The sequence below is a fragment of the Saonia sp. genome (assembly GCF_056326165.1).
Window position 1 is genome coordinate 79,842 of sequence record NZ_JBWFBN010000009.1, and the last position, 20,848, is coordinate 100,689.

18 protein-coding genes and 1 pseudogene are annotated in these 20,848 nt (G+C 33.8%); 1 reads left to right on the forward strand and 18 read right to left on the reverse strand.

Features of this window, described 5'->3' with window-relative positions:
* From AC000W_RS09500 to AC000W_RS09515, 4 genes are all read right to left on the reverse strand, one after another.
* Positions 1-987, reverse strand: coding sequence for a hypothetical protein (locus tag AC000W_RS09500; protein ID WP_474747850.1), 987 nt, complete (start codon positions 985-987; stop codon positions 1-3).
* 217 nt (positions 988-1,204) lie between these two features.
* The gene (locus AC000W_RS09505) at positions 1,205-2,623 is read right to left on the reverse strand and encodes an oligosaccharide flippase family protein (protein ID WP_474747851.1); all 1,419 of its coding nucleotides are present in this window, start codon (positions 2,621-2,623) and stop codon (positions 1,205-1,207) included.
* A complete protein-coding gene (locus AC000W_RS09510; protein WP_474747852.1) occupies positions 2,624-3,580 on the reverse strand; it encodes a glycosyltransferase family 2 protein in 957 nt (318 codons plus the stop codon).
* Positions 3,581-3,759: 179 nt separating this feature from the next.
* Positions 3,760-4,827 (reverse strand): MraY family glycosyltransferase, encoded by a 1,068-nt coding sequence (locus AC000W_RS09515; protein ID WP_474747854.1) that lies wholly within the window; start codon positions 4,825-4,827, stop codon positions 3,760-3,762.
* A 675-nt stretch (positions 4,828-5,502) separates the two neighbouring features.
* Between AC000W_RS09515 and AC000W_RS09520 the strand changes: the two genes are divergently transcribed.
* Positions 5,503-5,673, forward strand: coding sequence for a DUF6747 family protein (locus AC000W_RS09520; RefSeq protein WP_474747855.1), 171 nt, complete (start codon positions 5,503-5,505; stop codon positions 5,671-5,673).
* Positions 5,674-5,732: 59 nt separating this feature from the next.
* Here the strand turns inward: AC000W_RS09520 and AC000W_RS09525 are convergent, their stop codons facing one another.
* The 14 genes and pseudogenes from AC000W_RS09525 to AC000W_RS09590 form a co-directional block, all read right to left on the reverse strand.
* Positions 5,733-8,024 carry an FdhF/YdeP family oxidoreductase gene (locus AC000W_RS09525; RefSeq protein ID WP_474747856.1) on the reverse strand — a complete coding sequence of 764 codons (2,292 nt, stop codon included), beginning with the start codon at positions 8,022-8,024 and terminating at the stop codon, positions 5,733-5,735.
* Between the two features lie 9 nt (positions 8,025-8,033).
* On the reverse strand, positions 8,034-9,161 hold the full coding sequence (locus tag AC000W_RS09530) for a lactonase family protein (RefSeq protein ID WP_474747858.1): 1,128 nt from the start codon (positions 9,159-9,161) through the stop codon (positions 8,034-8,036).
* Positions 9,162-9,195: 34 nt separating this feature from the next.
* Positions 9,196-9,363 (reverse strand): annotated as a pseudogene (locus AC000W_RS09535) (alpha-hydroxy-acid oxidizing protein); the annotation flags it as partial.
* A gap of 12 nt (positions 9,364-9,375) precedes the next feature.
* The gene (locus AC000W_RS09540; protein WP_474747859.1) at positions 9,376-9,711 is read right to left on the reverse strand and encodes an L-rhamnose mutarotase; all 336 of its coding nucleotides are present in this window, start codon (positions 9,709-9,711) and stop codon (positions 9,376-9,378) included.
* Between the two features lie 8 nt (positions 9,712-9,719).
* Positions 9,720-11,039 carry an L-fucose:H+ symporter permease gene (fucP, locus tag AC000W_RS09545; RefSeq protein ID WP_474747861.1) on the reverse strand — a complete coding sequence of 440 codons (1,320 nt, stop codon included), beginning with the start codon at positions 11,037-11,039 and terminating at the stop codon, positions 9,720-9,722.
* Between the two features lie 21 nt (positions 11,040-11,060).
* Positions 11,061-11,840: an L-fucose dehydrogenase gene (locus AC000W_RS09550; protein WP_474747862.1), complete on the reverse strand. Its 780-nt coding sequence runs from the start codon at positions 11,838-11,840 to the stop codon at positions 11,061-11,063.
* Positions 11,841-12,668 carry an amidohydrolase family protein gene (locus tag AC000W_RS09555; RefSeq protein ID WP_474747863.1) on the reverse strand — a complete coding sequence of 276 codons (828 nt, stop codon included), beginning with the start codon at positions 12,666-12,668 and terminating at the stop codon, positions 11,841-11,843.
* Between the two features lie 2 nt (positions 12,669-12,670).
* Positions 12,671-13,525 (reverse strand): fumarylacetoacetate hydrolase family protein, encoded by an 855-nt coding sequence (locus AC000W_RS09560; protein WP_474747865.1) that lies wholly within the window; start codon positions 13,523-13,525, stop codon positions 12,671-12,673.
* 69 nt (positions 13,526-13,594) lie between these two features.
* The gene (locus AC000W_RS09565; RefSeq protein WP_474747866.1) at positions 13,595-14,362 is read right to left on the reverse strand and encodes an SDR family NAD(P)-dependent oxidoreductase; all 768 of its coding nucleotides are present in this window, start codon (positions 14,360-14,362) and stop codon (positions 13,595-13,597) included.
* 4 nt (positions 14,363-14,366) lie between these two features.
* A complete protein-coding gene (locus AC000W_RS09570) occupies positions 14,367-15,695 on the reverse strand; it encodes an alpha-L-fucosidase (protein WP_474747868.1) in 1,329 nt (442 codons plus the stop codon).
* A gap of 12 nt (positions 15,696-15,707) precedes the next feature.
* Positions 15,708-17,006, reverse strand: coding sequence for an L-fuconate dehydratase (locus AC000W_RS09575; protein ID WP_474747869.1), 1,299 nt, complete (start codon positions 17,004-17,006; stop codon positions 15,708-15,710).
* A gap of 221 nt (positions 17,007-17,227) precedes the next feature.
* Positions 17,228-17,434 carry a YgaP family membrane protein gene (locus tag AC000W_RS09580; RefSeq protein WP_474747871.1) on the reverse strand — a complete coding sequence of 69 codons (207 nt, stop codon included), beginning with the start codon at positions 17,432-17,434 and terminating at the stop codon, positions 17,228-17,230.
* Between the two features lie 169 nt (positions 17,435-17,603).
* Complete coding sequence (locus AC000W_RS09585; protein ID WP_474747873.1) at positions 17,604-19,013, reverse strand: MBL fold metallo-hydrolase; 1,410 nt, start codon at positions 19,011-19,013, stop codon at positions 17,604-17,606.
* 67 nt (positions 19,014-19,080) lie between these two features.
* Entirely contained in the window at positions 19,081-20,811 is a 1,731-nt protein-coding gene (locus tag AC000W_RS09590; protein ID WP_474747874.1) for a SulP family inorganic anion transporter, read from the reverse strand.
* Between the last annotated feature and the right edge of the window lie 37 nt (positions 20,812-20,848).

Genomic DNA, 20,848 nt, shown 5'->3' on the forward strand with positions numbered 1-20,848 from the left:
TTATTTATGCTTTCTATGCAATGCTAAAATTTTATTTTGATGTTTATGAATTGTATCAAAAGAATAAATAGCTAGCACTGTGAAAATTAAAAAGCTATCGCTATAGGCATAATCAGATGTAAAAAAGGTCAATAATAAATACCATAAATAATACTTAAGGTATTTAAAATTTTTAGGCAATTTTATTTTAAAACTCTTAACCCATAATAAGATAAAACCTAAGATAGCTATTAGTCCAAACATTGCATAAACAGCTATTACACCAACATCTTCCATATAAAAATGAGAAAATTCATTTAATTCAGAAACATATTTTCCATATTCAGATTTGGTTCCATAGGGAACACCATTACCAAACGCCCTACTTACATTATTAGGGCTAAACTCGGTTAAAAAAAATTCTGCAGACAAAACCCTAATATAGTCTTCTCCTTGCTCCATAGTGCTTTTCTGCGTTTCTATTAAACCTATAACTAGGGAATTTTGAACATTCTTTATAATAAAGAACCCAATTATTAAAGACACAATTATAATTGATTTCTTTAGAAAGCTATATTCTTTTATGATATGAAAAAGAATTAAAACAAAAATGGCTCCTATTGTTTGTCTGGTAGCTTGAAGTAAAATAACTGTTACCCCAATAGCTATCAATAAATACCAGATTGTGTTTTTATTTTTATTTGATGTTATTTTATTTAGGGCTAAAAATATAGCATATATTAACCCTCCCAATCCATTTAATATAAACCTTCTAACTCCTCTACTAAGTTCAATTTCATCCTGCCAACCAAAATATACAGTATCAACATTTAGATATTGAAAAAAATAAACAATAATATAAACAACACTATAAACAACAACTATTTTTTCAATTGATATAATCGAAACTCTATAATCTTTAAGAAAGAAAAAAAATGGCCAAAGAAGATATCCTGAAAGAGCTATTGTACTATGTGAAAAACTCTGCCCCCATGAATAATATGCCATAATAATAGAAAAAACTTGTGCACAAATAATAAGCTTTATAGGAAACACAAACCCTCCATTATATTTAAAAAAGCTAGCAATGGAAATTAATATTGTAAATAATAAAAATAAAAATCTAACATATTTAAAAACTCCATCTCTCAGTATAATTAAATCAAAAAAACTAATTGAAAAAAAAATCAATATATATATATATACAATGATTAATGGTTTTTTTTTAATCATTATTATTATGGCTTAACATCACTTTATCATTTTTCTTATATAGAAAAATAGAGATGCATAATATTACTGATAAACTCACAAGAAAACGTATTAATAAAGAAGTGTCAACTAAAATAAAATAAGAAATTACAAATAAAATTATTGATAACCACCATAAATATTTTTCTTCCTCAATTTTGACATTGATAGACTTTTTAAATACATTCCATAAATAAAATTCGAATATTACAAAAGAAATAACGTACCCATAAGAAATACCTAAAGCTCCATATTTACTACCATAATAGAGTAATGGAGTTGTAATAATCGCATTAATTACTGAGCTTTTAAATATCAGTTTTTCTTTATTAACAGCACCCCAAATAGTACCTATAATACTATTCACTCCCATTAAAAAAACATACCATATTTGTAATTGGCTTACTTTAACTGCTGGCAAATATTTTTCGGAAAAAAGTATAACTACAATTTCTTTTGCAAATAATGTAAACAAAAAAGATAACAGCAATGTAATTAGCATTACATATTTAAAACCAAACGAAATTCTATCGCAAAATTTCTTTTGATCTTTTTTCCAAAGTATTGATAGATTAGGAAATAAGGCAGAAAGAGCAAAAGCCACCACTAAATTAATCGGAGACATTAATTTATTAGCTAAATTAAAATATCCAACTTCTATGTTTGTTGAATTTATTTCTAAATAATTATTAGATAAATATATAATTGGAATCATCATTAATGTTAAACTAAAATATGGCCAACTTTCCTTAAGAAGTTGAAAAGAAGATTGTAAAAAAAGCCCACTCTCTCCTTTTAATAAATTATAATGCACCAATAATATATAAAGCAATATAGCTTTAAGTAAAGTAATAATTGAAAATAGCACAAAGAGCACTATCACATTAATTAGTTCATCAGGTAAGGTTAATATAACTATAAGCCATATAAGACTCCAAAAAATATTAGTGATTGATGTTATAAACATTTTTTGGTAAGCCCAAAAGATTGATTCAAATAGATTTGTTGAACAGTTAAAAAGAATAAATAATGAAATAAGAATAAGCTGATTATGGGTTAAACTACCCCATATATGATTGTAAACAACATACAATCCTGCAAGTAGAATAATAGCTAAAATTTTTAATTTCAACCCAGTAAATAATAATCTTTTACTTTTATTATTATCACGGGAAACATTACGAATAATAATATTTCTAAGACCTAAATCTCCCAATGTTATTAACAACTGTCCTTGAGCTAACATAAAAGTATATTCACCATAATCATCAGGCATAACCACACGTGCAATCTTAATTAAAGCAATAAGACCAAGTATTTGTGATATTATACTTCCAACTGTAAGAAACGAGAAGTTTTGAAATACTCTATTTTGTAGTATTTTTTTAAACATTTATGAAGTAGAAAAAAATAATTTTAATATTTTAATTTTCATGAATTTTAATACAGAAATGAAGATTTCAAAAATGCTAATTTTATAATTATTCTTATTCAAAATCCAATATTTTAAATAATAAATAAAGCGTATAGAAAATGACTGAATAATAATTTCAGACTTTTTTTTAATTACATATTTCTTTAGCATATTTTTTAATAAACCATGAACAATTTTATCTCCTGAAGTAAATGGTTCTTTTTTCAAAAAAATTTCTAACCAATTATGCTCTATAACAATAGCTTTCAATTTAAGCTTAACATTTCCACTTGTAGAAATAGTTTGTTCACTTTTCCTATAATTAAACAAAGGCTTATTAATGTGTGCTATTCCTTTATTCCCAATAGCAATATATGAGGATATATCATCAGACGCCCAAGCTAATGGCAACTTATGGAACCCTCCTACTTTTATTAATTCATTTGTTCTATATACAAAATCAGATATATATTGCAGTCTTAAGCCAGACATTCTATGCCAAATATTTTCATAAACGGACTCAAATTGTGGCCATGAAGGAGTTATTCCTATTTTTTCAGACATTTCATTAATTATATAAGATTTACAATGAAAAACATCTAACTGTGGGTAACTCATAATCAATTGCTCAAATTCTTCTAAATAATTTGGTTCCAAAAAATCATCGTCTCCCATTAAAACAAAATAATCTCCTTTAGCAAAGGACAAACATTTATTCCAATTATCTACAACATGTTCAGCTCCAATATTATTTTCGTTTTTAAAATATCTTATTCTATCATCGTCAAACTGATAAATAACTTCCTCAATATTTTCAGGTGAGTCATCGTTAACAATAATCAATTCAAAATCATCATAAGTCTGATTGAGAATGCTTTGAATACATTCTTTTAAAAAAGACACCTTATACGCAGGTATACCAATTGAAAAGAGCATTTATAAAATTATATTATCATTTAGAACCGCAAACAATTTATTATTCCAATGCCAAACTAGCAACCTATTTCCATCAAACATTCATCTAATACAGTTTACCTCTTTAAAACTTATTTGATGTACTAAAAAACTACAAACACGAACATAATAATCAACCCCTGAATCTAACACACAATGAACTATTTTTTTAAATTCTGATGTTTCTTTGACGAAGAACCAGCTCTTAATTTCTTAAACTCTAACAATCTTTTTGAAAAGATTTTTTTCATTTTTAGATTTATTTCCTCTTCAATATGCTCCTCTTTTACATACAATTCCTTTTGAGTACTTTTATATGCTACATACTGAACTGGCACAACTGGTATTTTTTGAGTTATCTTTGTTTCGCCAGTTACCATTTGTATATCTTCTTCAATTACAGAAACTTCATTTTTATACGGCATTAAAAACGGTAATAAATATATAATTGACCCTAGCCCAACACATATTACCAGTTGAATATTAATGTTAAAATCTAAAACTAAAAAACTTAATGTGATAATAAGAATATTGCACATGGATATTAATAGTGAAGCCTGTCCGTGTTTAAGCCCCATATTTAATAAACGATGATGAATATGATTACGATCTGCGTTAAAAGGGCTTAACCCCTTTCTTGCCCTAACACTAAAGACCCGCAATGTATCAAGTAATGGAAATGATAATACTGCTAATAGCAGTATAGGTGCATTTGGAATAGCATATTGAGAAGTTTCTATGCCATTTAATGCTAAGAATCCTATTCCTTGGTAAGCCAACAAATAGCCAACAAACATAGAACCTGAATCTCCCATGAATATTTTTTTTTCACGAGATAAGTTATATCTTAAAAAACCTATTAAAGCCCCTATCAAAGTAAAAGAAATCAGCGACATCAATCGGTTATCATTCAATAAAAAGAAAACTCCAAAAGATAAACTAGATACAATTGCAATTGACCCTGCTAAGCCATCAATTCCATCAATAAGATTATAGGAATTTATAACTAGCAAAAAAACAAAAATTGTAAATAGTATTGAAGCGATATAAGACAGTTCATAAATACCCAAAAGACCAAAGAAGCTTGTTATCCTTATATCCGTCATAAAAACAACAATGAAGGAAGAAACAAGCTGTCCTCCAAATTTTTTAATTGGTGATAAATTCAAAAGATCATCTTTAGCACCTAAAAACATTAGAATCATAGTTGCGGCTACTAATCCCAACATTTTTGACAAGTCTTGGTGTCTTAATCCAATAAAAACACCCAATAATATAATTGAGAGTGAAAAGACTATAAACAAACCCACTCCACCTAAAGTAGGTGTTCTATTTTTATGTATACTATGATTCTTACTGGGCTCATCCATTAAATTTTTAACCTGTACAATATGAATAATTGTTGGGTATATTTTAAGGGAGAACAGAAATGCAGCTAGCGTAGTTAAAAAAGCTAAAATAAATGGGTTAAAAAACAAATCTTGGAAGTAGGTCATGGATTTGAAAACTTTAAATCAATATTCTTTCTATGTATTGCAAATACATTTTATGGACTTAGGGGGACATCAAATGTGTTTGCAAGTTATTTCATAATAGCATTTTAGCTACTTAATGTATCATGAACATATCAACAAAGTATTAACAATATTATTCTGATATAAGATATAAGCAAATATTGTATTATGAACTACATTTAATTAATAAGCTTCTTTTACTTAACAATAGCAACATGTATTTCGTCGAACATCCCTTTAAAAACAAGAAATAAGCTCATCTATATAAACATACCATTAAACGATTAGTAGGTTAATTAACCCAAAAAAACTTCCCCTTATCTATTTCTTTAATGGAAACAACAATTGTAATAGATATTTGACCTAACAAATCACAAAATGAAAGAGGGTATGAAAAAACTACTACTTATTAGAGAACTTTATATTGAAGCATTCAAAAGCTTTGGAAATATAATCATTAGAAATTCTTTTAAAATATATTCATGGTTATGTATAGCACTTATTTTTGTTGTACTATATGCCTTTATATTTAGACTTTCTACAGGATTTATTTTTGATTAAGACGAAAAGGAATTTTTAATTTAGGTTATGCCCTGGACTTGCCATGTTCTAGGGCTTTTTTATACCCTTTTCTCAACAGAAACTACTACCGATTTACTAATTGGTGTATTGCTTTTAGTTGCAAAATGGTCAATGGGAACCAATACATTGGTTTCTGGAAAGTACGATGCAAGATTTCCTTCTGGAATGTTATATGCAATAACTAAGAATTTTTTAGCCCTACGTTCTTTGCAATCATAATTGCTCACCAAATCAACAATTTCCTTGTTTTTTAGTGAAAGTCTACTCATGTCCTTCTTGTTCATTAGTACAACTCTACGCTCATTATAAATACCACGATATCTATCGTTTAAACCGTAAATTGTAGTGTTAAACTGGTCATGAGAACGAATGGTCATCAATAGGAACTGGTTTTTTGTTAATTGGTGCTTGGGCAAACTACAAACACTAAACTGTGCTTTTTGATTGGGTAGTTTAGCAAAATCCAAATTCCTAACATTATTTGGCAAATAAAACCCCGTGCCTTTGGATTTCTCATTAAGGTCTTTAAATCCTTTTAAAACTAAAGCAATTTTTTCTCTTATTAAATTGTAATCCGTTCCTAAAGTTGCCCATTCTACTGTATGATTTCCAATAAAATAGGCATTTGCAATGTTTCCAATAATTTCTGGTTCACTTTTTAACTGGTGTGAAGCCGGCTGAAGCAACCCTTTAGTTCTTTGTACCTTGCCCATACTATTTTCTACGGTTAAAAAACCTGTTTTATCTTGCTCAGAACGACCTAAAGTAGGTAAAATCAAGGCCGTTTTACCAGTAACCAAATGACTACGATTGAGTTTTGTACTTATCTGAACTGTTAGCTCACAATTTTGCAAAGCTTCACCTGTATATTTTGTATCCGATGCAGCAGACAGAAAATTTCCTCCCAATGCAACAAATACTTTGGCTTTACCATTGTACATGGCTTTTATTGAATGTACCGTATCCAAGCCTTCTTTTGTTGGTGGTATAAAACCAAAAGTGTTTTTAAGAGCGGTATTTAGCTCGGGCGAAACATGATGCATTATACCTACTGTTCTATCTCCTTGCACATTACTATGCCCACGAACAGGGCAGGTGCCTGCTCCTTCTTTACCTAAACTACCTTTTAGCAGTAGAAGGTTTACACATTCTTTTATATTTTCTACTCCATTTCTATGCTGAGTAAGTCCCATAGCCCAGCAAACTATGATTTTACTTTTTTGAGCAAGCAGCTCAACCGTTTCATTAATCAAATTATCTTCTACACCACACAATTCTAACAATTCAGTTTCAGAATAGGTACTCAAATCATTTAAAACTGCTTCATAGCCTTGTGTATATTTATTGATAAAATCATGATCAAAAACAGATTGATTGACCTTATCTAAAACAGCCAACTTCTTTTGTATCAACTTTAGTAAAGCAACATCCTGATTTATTTTTACCTGTAAATGAATATCCGTAAGTGCTTCGCCTGAAAAAAGAGCACCCTTTATTTCTTGTGGGTTTTTAAAACGGATAAGTCCAGCTTCGGCCAATGGATTTACACTAATAACTTTTCCTCCATTCTCTTTACATTTTTGCAAAGCGGATAACATTCTGGGATGGTTAGTACCCGGGTTTTGACCTATAACCATAACCACATCAGCTTTATCAAAATCTTCTAACTTTACGGAACCTTTTCCTATCCCTAAGGTTTCACTCAGTGCAACGCCACTAGATTCGTGGCACATATTGGAGCAATCGGGCATATTGTTGGTGCCAAATGCCCTAACAAAAAGTCCATATAAAAAAGCTGCTTCATTACTAGACCGCCCAGAGGTGTAAAAAATTGCTTCGTCGGGTGAATTAAGCTTATGTAACTCCTTTGCAATAAGTTCATATGCTTTTTTCCAAGAGATAGGTTCATAATGTACACTATCTGCCCTTAAAACCATAGGGCTGGTCAATCTGCCACTTTTTCCAATTTGATAATCAGACCAGTTACTCAATTCCTCTACCGAATATTTAGCAAAAAAGTCTGTATCTATCCGTTTGTTGGTGGCTTCCTCAGCCAAGGCTTTTGCTCCATTTTCACAATACTCACCAAGTTTTGATGGCTTTTCTGGGTCTGGCCAAGCACAGCCTGGGCAATCAAAACCATCATTCTGATTCATCTGTGCAAGGCTACGTAAAGACTTTGCAATCCCCATTTCCTTAAAAACATGTTGTAAAGCCACCTTTACCGCAGGAAGCCCTGCTGCATATTCAGCTGGTTTTTTTACTTGAATCCCAGTAAAATCGGTTGGGCCTAATACAGAAATATTTCGCTTTACGGCCTTTTCACTCATGAATAAATTTTAGAACAAAATACAAACTGGTGTTGGGGCTTCAATTTCTGAGACAAAGGTCAATTTTCCCGTTGTAGCATCTCGCTTAAAAGAAACCAAGTTACTGGTGTCCTGATTAGCAACAATTAAGAAATCCCCATCAGGAGAAAGTGAAAAATTACGAGGTGTTTTTCCCTTTGTAGATTCATGACCAACCAAAATCAAAGAACCATCTGTTGCATCAACCTCATAAATTACAATACTGTTGTGTCCTCTATTGGAAGCATATACATATTTACCATCAGGTGATATATGAATGTCCGCACAAGAATTGTTTCCTTCAAAACCATCTGGTAAGGTAGAAACAGAACTTCCTCTTGTAAAAACCCCATCGTCACTTATGTTAACTTGGGTTACTGTATAATTCAATTCATTTACTACGTATAACCATGGTTTATTAGGGTGAAAAACCATATGTCTTGGCCCTGCACCTTCTTCAAACAATAATTTTTGTGGACTTGCTGGAACTAACTTTCTTGACTCAGTATCTAACCGAGAAAACCAAAGCTCATTGGTTCCTAAATCGGCAGATACTACATCATTTCCGTCTCCATAATACCAAGCCGAATGGGCGTGCGGTTTATCTTGTCTTTCTGTACCGCCATTTCCTTTATGGTTTTCAGTAAACAATAAATTCGAAAGTTCTCCGCTTTCTTGCAATTGCAATAACCCAAGATTACCACCGGTATAATTAGAAACTACTACAAAACCGTTTTTATTTACGCTCAAATGGCAAGGGTGTGCACCATCAGAAATTCTTTTACTAAGTGATTGCAAACTATCCCCTTCAATCTTAAAAGACTCTACATAGCCCGTTCCGTTGTCATCCAATTCATTTACCGAAATCAAGAATTTACCATCTGGACTTTTAATTAAAAATGATGGGTTATTGGCTTTCACAGAAAGACCTATTTGTTCCAAACTGCCATCTGCACTCAAAGCATATTTATAAATTCCTTTACTATCTCCACCCGTATAGGTGCCTACATAAAATTTTTGCACTGGTACCATCTCCTCTACTTCTGTGATTATTTCTTTCTTCTTTTCCTTGCAACTGACAACTGCAAAAAGAGCTAATATGAATATTTTAAATTTCATGGTTTGGATTGTTTTTATCGAAGATACTGATTTTCTATGGCACCAAATGATTTGGAAAATCTTGAGCTTTTTCACATCCAATCTGTTCCATAACTTGTTGCAATTGCGTTTTAATAAGTGAAATGGTATGATTACCGCCTTTATTGCCCAAAGCGCCAACTCCGTACATAAACGAGCGACCCATGAAGGTAAACTTTGCAGCCCTACTCATACTTTACTTTTTAAGGTCAAATATCTTATCCATTAACAACCACTTTTCTCCTCCTTTAGCATGAGGTAATGCTTGTTGGTATTTCCACATTAAATCTTCCCATTTTTGTACTATTGGGTTATTGGAATCTGCTTTTCCTTTTTCATCAAATGAAAAAGAATCTTCTGTTTCTATGAGCATTACCATACGGTTCCCCGTCCTAAATATTTCCATTTTGGTTATCCCGGAATCAAAAATACTTTGTTCAATCTCTGGCCATACTTTTTTATGATACGCTTCATACTCCGCAATCAAAATTGGGTCGTTTTTTAAATCTAGCGCCAAACAATACTTTTTCATTAAACAAACTATTTTATAGCATACACTTTATAAGTTCTATAGCCATAGATAGCCACAATCACAAAACAAATTAGAGGTAGTATAAAAGAGAAATTCACCTCTGGGACTCCCATTATAGTAGTATCTGCATAACCAGAACCTCCTATATCTAAAAACATTCCTTGAAAAATTGGCATAAAAGCACCACCAACGATAGCCATGACCAAAAAGGCAGATGCTGGTTTGGCATCATCTCCCAACCCGAACAATGCAATTCCATAAATAGTGGGAAACATTAAGGACATACAGAAAGAAACACATACCAAACTATATAATCCTCCCATTCCTTGAATAAATATAGTGCCCAAACAAAAAACAATGGCCAATATGGAAAGTATCATCAATAATTTACCAGAATCAATAAATTTCAATAGGAATGTACAGATAAATCTAGCTACTAAAAACAGCCCCAAAGCAGCATATGCATAATTAACGGCATTTTGATTGTTAATACCCAAATTCTCCGCATATTGATAAATATAGGTCCAACACATAATTTGTGCGCCTACATAAAATGTCTGGGCAATTACACCTCCCACAAAGCGTTCTTTTTTAAAGATTCGTTTAATGGAATCCCACATATTTGAAGCTCCTTCGGACTCTTTTTTTTCGGGCATTTTTACAAAAGCAATAAGAACCAACATAAAAATCACAAACAATCCCAACGCCACATAAGGATTACGAATTACCAATAAATCAGAAGTCTTAACGGCTGCTTTGGCGGCACCTTCCAAAGTTTCATAAATACTATTTCCATCAGCATCCAAATTATCTGATTGTAAAGCTCCCAACACAAAGGTCTGGGCAACGAACAATCCAGACAAAGCTCCAATTGGATTAAATGCCTGGGCCAAGTTTAAACGTTGGGTTGCGGTTTCTTCATCTCCCATACTCATGATGTAAGGATTGGCAGTTGTTTCCAAAAATGCCAAACCAAATGTCAATACATACAAGGCTGCTAAAAAGAAAAAGTAATTTTCCATTGCTGCAGCGGGGAAAAATAATAAAGCACCTACAGCATAAAGGGCCAACCCCACCAAAACCCCTATTTTATACGAATATTTTTTTACCACAAAAGCCGCTGGTAGAGCCATGGTAAAATAGCCTCCATAAAAGGCGGCCTGTACCCACGATGCCTGTGTATTGTTCAACTCCAATATTTTTTTAAAAGCTGAAACCATGGGATTGGTTATGTCATTTGCAAAACCCCACATGGCAAATAAAGAGGTAATCAATATAAAAGGTAATAGTACTTTTTTAGCTACTATTGGTTTCTTGGTTGCATTCATAAGTTGGTTTGATTCTAGTTATTATAAAGATCTATCTAAATGGGTGTAACCACCATCCACATAAATTAATTGACCTGTGGTATGACTGGATTTTTCTGAAAGTAAAAACACCACGGTATTCGCAATTTCTTCGGCAGTTGTCATGCGTTTTTCTAGTGGGATTTTATCTGTAATTTCTTTTAATTTTTCTTCTGGATTGGGTAAGGTATTTATCCAATTTTGATACATATGGGTATAGCATTCAGCTACCAAAACTTCGTTGGTTCTAATACCATAAGGAAGTAATTCCACCGCCCATTCTCGAGTTAGTGAATTGCGCCCTCCATTTGCAGCGGCATAGCCAGAAGTTCCCCCCTGGCCAGTAACAGATACTTTTGAACCAATATTTACAATAGCACCCTTACTTTTCTTAAGCTCTGGCAATACATAATGAGCCATCATATAATAATGGGTTAAATTTTTGTTTATAGATTCTAAAAAAGTATCATAACTCCCATTTTCTAGATTTACACCATCATTTACTCCTGCATTGTTTACCAGCCCATTAATATGTCCAAACTCTGATATGGTTCTAGCCACAGCTTGTTGGCATTGTTTAGGGTCCGTTAATTCCGCTAAGGCATAAAAAGCTTTGCCTCCATTTGCTTCAATTTCTTTTACTGCACTTAAAACATCATGCTCCTTTCTACCCACAATCACAGGAATCGCCCCCTCATTTGCCAACACAGAACTTATTCCAAATCCTATTCCCTTGTCACCACCTGTTACTATGACTACTTTATTCTTGAGTTGTAAATCCATCTACACCAAATTATAAAATTCTGTGGCATTGCCACCCATTATTTTGTCCATATCATTTTGCGAATAACCTGAAAAATAACTTTCCACAACACCCAAAACCTCAGCATATTCTGCAGCAACAAGACATACAGGCCAATCAGAACCAAATAGCACTCTATCTACCTCAAAGGCCTCCACTACTACATCCATAAAAGGAGTGAAATCATCTGTATTCCATTGATATTTCTGCGTTTCTGTAACCATCCCAGACAACTTACAATATACATTTTCATACTTTGCCAATTCTTGCATACCATGTACCCAAAATTCGTCAAAACCCATGGAAATAGCTGGTTTGGCAATATGGTCAATTACAAATTTTTGATTCGGAAATTTTTGTACCAGTAAAACTGCAGATAACAACTGGCTCGGATATATTAAAATATCATACGTAAGCTTGTATTTAGCTAATTTGCTAATTCCATTTTGAAAATCTGCTCTAAGCATAAAGTTGTCCCCTTCTCCTTGAACAATATGCCGAATCCCTTTTAGATGACTGTTCTTTGAGTGATGTTCTAAACGCTCATCCACATCATTAGCCAACAAATCTACCCAGCCCACAACACCCTTTATAAATGAGTTTTCTGATGCCAATTGTAATAAAAACTCCGTTTCAGTTTCAGTTTGGTCAACTTGAACTAAAACACAACCATCCATATTATTTTCTTGAAGTATTGGCGATAAATCCGAAGGCAAAAAATCGGTTCTGATTTTACGCATACCCTCATCTAACCAGTTATGGCGACTAGGGTCATATTCCCAAAAATGTTGATGGCTGTCAATCCTCATGTTTATTGATATGCTTTTACATGCTGTTTGGAACTTCCTAAACCTTCTATTCCCAACTCCACTACATCACCAGCTTTTAAAAACCTTGGTGGATCAAAACCAAGACCTACTCCAGATGGTGTTCCTGTTGAAATAATATCGCCGGGAAGCAGCGTCATATACTGACTAATATAACTTACCACTTCCTGTATATTAAATACAAAATCTGAAGTGTTACTATCCTGAAGCATTTCATCATTCAGTTTTAACCATAAATTGAGGTTATTAGGGTCTTTTATTTCATTCTTAGTTGCTATAAAAGGTCCTAAAGGTGCAAACGTATCACAGCTTTTTCCTTTTACCCATTGCCCTGATTTCTCTAACTGAAATTCACGTTCACTATAATCATTGTGCAGCACATACCCAGCCACATGGTCTAGGGCATTCGCCTCAGAAACATAAGAAGCTTTTTTACCAATAACCACCGCAAGTTCCACCTCCCAATCGGTTTTTTTACTGTTTTTAGGGATTATTAAATCATCATTAGGGCCAACAATTGCAGATGTTGCTTTAAAAAACAGTACAGGTTCTTCTGGAATGGCCATCCCACTTTCTGTGGCATGTTTAGCATAATTTAAACCCACACAAACAATCTTGGAAGGTCTAACCAAAGGCGGCCCCAAACGGACATCATTCCTAACTACTAGACAATTGTCCTTATTTTCTGTTACCCATTTATCCAGGCGCTCTAAGCCGTCCCCGCCAAAAAAATGCTCGTCATAGTCACTCCCAAAATCGGAAACGTCCAAACGTGTGCCATCTTCAAGTTGAACACCTGGTTTTTCCTTTCCTGTATTACCAAATCGTATTAGTTTCATTTTTTAGTTTTTATTTACAATAATAGGTCTCTACTTTACTTCGACTACTTTTCCAATCAATACCCATTCTCATGAGTTTAATTTTATAAATCCTCCGTCAATGGGGAAATCTGTTCCTGTTATAAAAGATGCCGCATCCGAACATAAATACAATGCTAAACTTGCCACTTCCTCAGGAGTACCCATGCGGCCAATAGGCTGCGTTTTTGATAATTTTTTAAACATTTCATCCTCATTTCCAGGATAGTTATCTTTTATAAAGCCATCCACAAAAGGGGTGTGTACTCTAGCTGGTGAAATGCTATTGCAACGAATACCATATTCCAAGTAATCCTTGGCAACAGAATAAGTCATAGTGAGTACAGCACCTTTGGACATAGAATAGGAAAAACGGTCTGCAACTGCCACAGAACCAGCGACAGAGGCCATATTTAGAATAATACCTCCCCTAGTTTTCATATGCTCCACAACGGCATGCATGCAATTATATACTCCTTTTACATTTACTTGAAAAATTCTATCAAAATCTGATTCAGAAGTATTTTCCAAACTTCCGATATGTGCAATACCAGCATTGTTAACCAAAATATCAATTGGAGTTTTTTCTATAATACCAGAGATGATAGTATGTACTTCTTCTTGATTGGCAACATCACATTGGTGAGCTATAACATTTTTGCCAATCTCGTTAGCAGTTTTTTGAGCTTCATCCTTATTAATTTCTATTATATGGACGAATGCTCCTTTCTGAACAAATTCATTTGCTATTGCTTTTCCTATACCACTGGCGCCTCCCGTGATAATGGCAGTTTTACCATCCAATCGAAATTCAGACATCGTTTTATTTTAAAGTAATTTCTACAATTGTATCTATCTCATTTTTATCTTCCTTAGGCAGTTCCAAAAACAGCCCAAACTCATTCACTTTATAACTTATTTTTTTACCATTTTTAAAGAGTTTGGTACTTTTAATTTGCCCATCAAAACCTTCAATAAAGTACAACTCCTTTTTATTATCCAATAAATGTATGTAAACCACATTTCCTTTTCTAGTTGATGACATTTCATCTGTTGGTCTAAAAGGTCCTTCGGAAGTTCCATAAATGGTTTCTCCATTTTCTCTCATCCATGCGCCCACTTTTTTTAGTGATTCTTTATGCTCAGACTGAATGTCACCATTAGGCATAGGACCTACATTGAGCAATAAATTACTCCCATAACCCGCAGATTTTACCAACAAATGAATAAGTTCTTTTTCTGATTTATGCGCTCTATCTTGAATATTAAAACCCCATGAACCATTAATGGTTTCGCACACTTCTTTGGGTAATTTCCCTATATCCTCTGCACTTGTTCCCCAACCTGTTGTATTGTTTCCAGGTAAATCTTTTTCAAACATTTGAAAATCCTCTCCAGGAATAGGAGCCAAATGGTGGTTGTTCCCAATGAGAGCCTGTGGCTGAAGTTCATGAATCAGTTTATATATTTCTTCATAGTGCCAGTCTACTTTTACTTTACCAAACTTTTTTCCGTCCCATTCTTTTTGGTCCCAATGACCATCGAACCAAATACCAGCAATATCTCCATAATTTGTGAGTAGCTCAGTAAGTTGAGTTTTCATAAAAACAATGTACTTTTCCCATTCACCTTTTCCCCTACCTTCTATCCCTGTACCTGTACGACCTCTTGGGTAATAATCATCGTGGTGCCAATCTAAGGTTGAGTAATAAAAAAATAGTTTTATATCGGCTTTTCTACATGCCTCAGCCAATTGTTTAAGTACATCCTTACCATAGGGTGTTTTCTTTACAATATTATAGTCTGTCGCCTTGGTATCAAACATAGAAAAACCATCATGGTGACGACTTGTAATAGTAATGTATTTCATCCCTGCGTGTTTTACCATGTTGACCCATTCGTCTGCATTGAAAGCAATAGGGTTGAAAAAACTTGGCAGTTTTTCATACGCACTTATAGGAATATTTTGTGTTTGCATCACCCATTCCCCATCACCCAACACACTATATACGCCCCAATGGACAAAGAGTCCAAAACGTGCTTCTTGAAATTCTTTACGCGCTTCAAGGTTTTCCTTAGTTGGTATATACTCTTGAGCAATGGTAGATTGCACAAGTAAAAGTATTGTTAGAAATGTTAGTAATTTTTTCATGATTTTATAATTTTAATTCCAAATTTTTCCCTTGGGAAATTCATAATCCATAAGTGATTGTTTCTTCATCTGTATACTATAACCTGGTAATTGGGGTGGCATATAAGCTCCATTTTTTATCACCACTGGGTCCAGAAAATGTTCGTGTAAATGGTCTACATATTCTATAATTCTATCATCCATAGAGCCTGTTATGGACACATAGTCCAACATGGATAAATGTTGTACATACTCACACAAGCCAACTCCTCCTGCATGGGGGCAAACGGGAATTTTAAACTTTGCGGCCATCAACAAAACTGCCAAGACTTCATTAACACCACCCAATCTACAACTATCTATTTGGCAAATACCAATTGCATTAGCTTGCATTAATTGCTTAAAAATTACCCTATTTTGACAATGTTCACCTGTAGCCACATGAATGGGTGCCACTTCTCTTGCAATTTTTGCATGACCTAAAATATCATCTGGACTTGTTGGTTCTTCTATCCACCATGGGTCAAATTGTTTTAAGACTTTCATGTTAGCAATAGCCTCATCTACATCCCATTTTTGATTGGCATCCATCATAAGGCGTAAATCTGTCCCTATTTCTTCTCTAATTATAGTAGCTCTACGTACATCATCCTCCAAATCGGAACCTACCTTAATTTTCATATGGTCAAAACCCTGTTCTTTTGCTTCTTGGCATAGACGTCTCATTTTATCATCAGAATATCCCAACCAACCAGCTGAAGTAGTGTAGGCGGGGTAACCGTTTCGCAAAAGTCCCTCTATACGCCTTTGTTTTGTGGGTTCTTGTTTCTTTACTATTTCTAGGGCTTCCTCTGGTGTAATGGCATCTGTGATATAAGTAAAATCTATACAGGAAATCAATTTCTCAGGAGACATATCAACCAATAATTTCCACAAAGGTTTCTCTTCAACTTTTGCATACAAATCCCATACGGCATTTACTATTGCAGCGGTTGCCAAATGTATAACTCCTTTTTCTGGACCTACCCAACGTAGCTGACTATCGCCAGTCACCATTTTCCAGAAAGCACCCATATTACGAGTAAAACTTTCCAATGTTTTTCCATGTACTAAATAGGACAGGGATTCTATAGCGGCCACACAGAGCTCATTACCTCTACCAATGGTAAAAGTAATTCCGTGACCTTCCAATCCATTTGAATGGTCAGTTTTTAGAATAACATAAGCGGCGGAATAATCTGGGTCTGGGTTCATGGCATCTGACCCATCTAAAGAGGTACTGGTAGGAAATCGAATGTCTTTGACTTCTATTCCTGTAATAGTTGTTGGCATTTTCCGGTAGTTAGTTGGTATTAAGAATTTTAAAAATTCCCAAGACTTGAAAATACGCTAACTAGGATTAATATACAAGAGGTTTAACAATCATCATATTGAGGGGTAAGACAAAACCCAATCAATGTTATTACGAGGAATTTACGATGAAGCAATCTGTTTGATTCTGACTCCAAAACCAAAGATTACTTCATCCCTCTTTCAGGGAATGTCTAATGATGCTACTTTTTGGTCTTACAAGTGCTCAACCCAAATGGGGCGTATAATGGACAAAAGTTAAGCAAACTCGTTAAAAGAAAAACAACAGCAACAACTAAGAGTACTGTTGCCAAAGTACCGCTAACCACATTAAAATAATAAAGACCAGCAATTACTAATGCAATTAAAATGCGTACTAATTTATCTGCACTTCCCATATTTTTTTTCATAACTCTGTTTTTATTGGTTAAACGTTTCAATTAAGACAACAATACTGGTAACCAAGCCTATACATACCATGCATACTAGTACCAATTTTATTGCTTTACTATATTTCATACCCTAAAAATATACTTTCTATGTATTCTAAAACATGAGAAATATCATATAATCAATTTGCTATAAAGTTGTAGGACATACGTAATCTGTCACCTTAAAGCCTGCATTTTTAATGGCTGTAAACCCGCCTTGAACATCAATTAAATTATGAATTCCTCTACTCTTTAAAATAGATGCTGCAATTACAGAACGATACCCCCCAGCACAATGCACATAAAATGGTTCATTTGATGGGAACTCGGCTAGATGGCGGTTCAACTCACTCAAGGGTGTACTATTTGCACCAACCAAATGCTCGGACAAATATTCACTTTCCTTACGGACATCAAAAACGGGTGCTTTATGCTCCATTATAGCTTCCTCCAATTCCTCAACTGGAAGTGAAGCAATATTATCTATTTCTTTTCCTGCTTTTTTCCATGCTTCTATACCACCTTCTAAAACACCTAAGGTATTATCAAAACCAACACGTGATAAACGAGTAACCGTTTCCTCTTCTTGACCTTTGGGTGTAATTAGTAAAATGGGCAGTTCTACATCGGCAATTAAAGCTCCTACCCATGGGGCAAAATCCCCATTTAGCCCAATAAAAATAGAACGGGGAACATGCCCCTTAACAAAATCATTTTGATGACGTACATCTAAAACAATGGCGCCTGTTTCATTTGCTGCAGCTTCAAAAGCATTTGGTGATAATAGAGCCGTACCCTTTTCTAAAACCTCAGCAATATCTTGGTAGCCCTCCTTGTTCATTTTTACATTCAAAGGAAAATATTTTGGCGGAGGTAGCAAACCATCCGTCACTTCTTTTATGAATTCCTCCTTGGTCATATCTGCGCGTAAAGCGTAATTAACTTTCTTTTGGTTGCCCAAGGTGTCAACTGTCTCCTTCATCATGTTCTTGCCACAGGCTGAGCCAGCTCCGTGTGCAGGATATACAATTATATCATTAGCTAAAGGCATTATTTTGGTTCGTAGGCTATCAAACAAAATACCTGCTAAATCTTCTTGGGTCATATCTGCAGCCTTTTGCGCTAAATCTGGTCTACCAACATCACCTAAAAACAATGTGTCTCCAGAGAAAATTGCATGGTCCTTTCCATTTTTATCCTTCAAAAGGTAGGTAGTACTTTCCATCGTATGCCCTGGAGTGTGCAATACTTTTATAGTGATTTCACCTAGCTTGAATTCTTGTCCGTCTTCAGCAATAATAGCCTCAAAAGAAGGATTGGCGTTGGGTCCATATATAATTGGCGCTCCAGTTTCCTTGGATAAAGTTACATGACCACTCACAAAATCCGCATGAAAATGTGTTTCTAAAATGTACTTTATTTTAGCATCATCTAACTTTGCTCTATTAATGTATGGATGTACTTCACGAAGTGGGTCAATGATAGCCACTTCTCCTTTACTTTCTATATAGTAGGCTCCTTGCGCCAAACATCCTGTATAAATTTGTTCAATTTTCATTTTTAATCTTCCTTAAAAATTAAGATTTATAAAAGTTTTATTATTATTATTAAAACCATTACCTAAGTTACATTGTGCAATTTTTAGATTGTAATGCTATCTTATTCTGCATTTCAGTTTTAGTGCTACGTTCCATACAATAATCGCAAGCTTCAAAGGTTCTCACAAAAATATTTTCTTTACCAATATCATTTATGAGCCCCGTTTTATATAAAAGATCTCGTGTTGGTCCATTTACTCTGGCCCATTTAAATTCTATGTCTTTTAACTTTAAGTCTTTTATAAGATCCCTAAGCATAAAAGTGGCAGAACTATCAATATAATTAATAGCTTCAGCATTTAAAATAACATACTTTAACTGATCTCCTTTTCTTTTAATATGACGATATAATTCTTTTTTAAAATAATTTTTGTTACCAAAATACAATTGGGCATCAAAACGAACAGCCAATACTTCGTCTCTAATTTCAATATTCTCTGAAAAGCGATCAATATTTTTAAAATAATTAGTACCCTTGACTCTTCCTAAAACAGCAAAATGAGGTTTTGATATACGGTAAACAAGTAATAAAAGTGAAATAAGCACTCCAAGTACAATACCCTCTTTTATACCTATTGTTAAAGTAATTAAAAAGGTTGTCAGCAATAAAAAGAATTCTTCTCTACGCGTTTTTAATAATTGCATGGGGTATTTTACATCTATTAACCCAAATACTGCTACCATAATTATAGAAGCTAAAACAGCCTTAGGTAAATAATAGAACATTGGCGTTAAAAATAGTAAGGTAAGACCTATAACCAACGCACTTACCAGATGTGCTACTGTGGTTTTTGAACCTGACTGATCATAAATTGCGCTTCTAGAAAACCCCCCTGTTGTTGGATAGGATTGAAAAAATGATCCAATTATATTTGATGCTCCTAAGGCTATTAATTCTTGATTTGGATTTACTTCATACTCATTCTTTTTTTCTTCTATGGCTTTAGCCACCGAAATTGCTTCCATAAAAGCAATTAATGCCAAAGTAACAGCAATAGGGAAAAGTTCAGAGATTTTAGAAAAATCTATAGTTGGCACTTTAAATGAAGGTAACCCTTCCGGAACTTCTCCTACAATTTTTACTCCCAAATCATTAAGACCAAAAAAGAAAATGGTTAATATTCCCAAGACAACCACTATTAAAGCACCTGGTATTTTTTTACTGATTTTTTTAGCTCCAACGATTAAAAGCATTCCTACAACGCCAATAGTTAATGTTATTACATTAACATCTGCCAACGAGTTTACCGCATTTTTTAATAAAACGTGAATCTTATTACTCCGTTCTATATTAGTCCCTAACAAATGTTTTAATTGGCTTAAACCAATAATGATTGCAGCAGCAGATGTAAAGCCACTAATTACCGGTTTGGATAAAAAATTGACTAAGAAACCCATTCTTAATAACCCTAAAAGCAATTGAATAACCCCCATAAAAAGGGCTAAAAAAATTGCCATAGAAATATACTCATCTATACCAGAAATTGCCAAAGCACCTAAGCCCGATGCCACTAACAAAGAATCCATTGCTACAGGCCCCACACCCAATTGACGCGATGTGCCTGTGAATGCATATATAATTTGAGGAATTAGTGCTGCATATAAACCATAAACAGGTGGTAAGCCAGCTATCATAGCATATGCCATTCCCTGTGGAATCAAGATGATTCCCACAGTTAAACCAGCCACTAAATCTTTAGAAAAAAAACTCTTTTTATAGTTTGGCAGCCATTCCAGAAACGGAAAAAATCCTTTCATGAGAACAAATTTACCATTTAATATAGAGACCAAACGT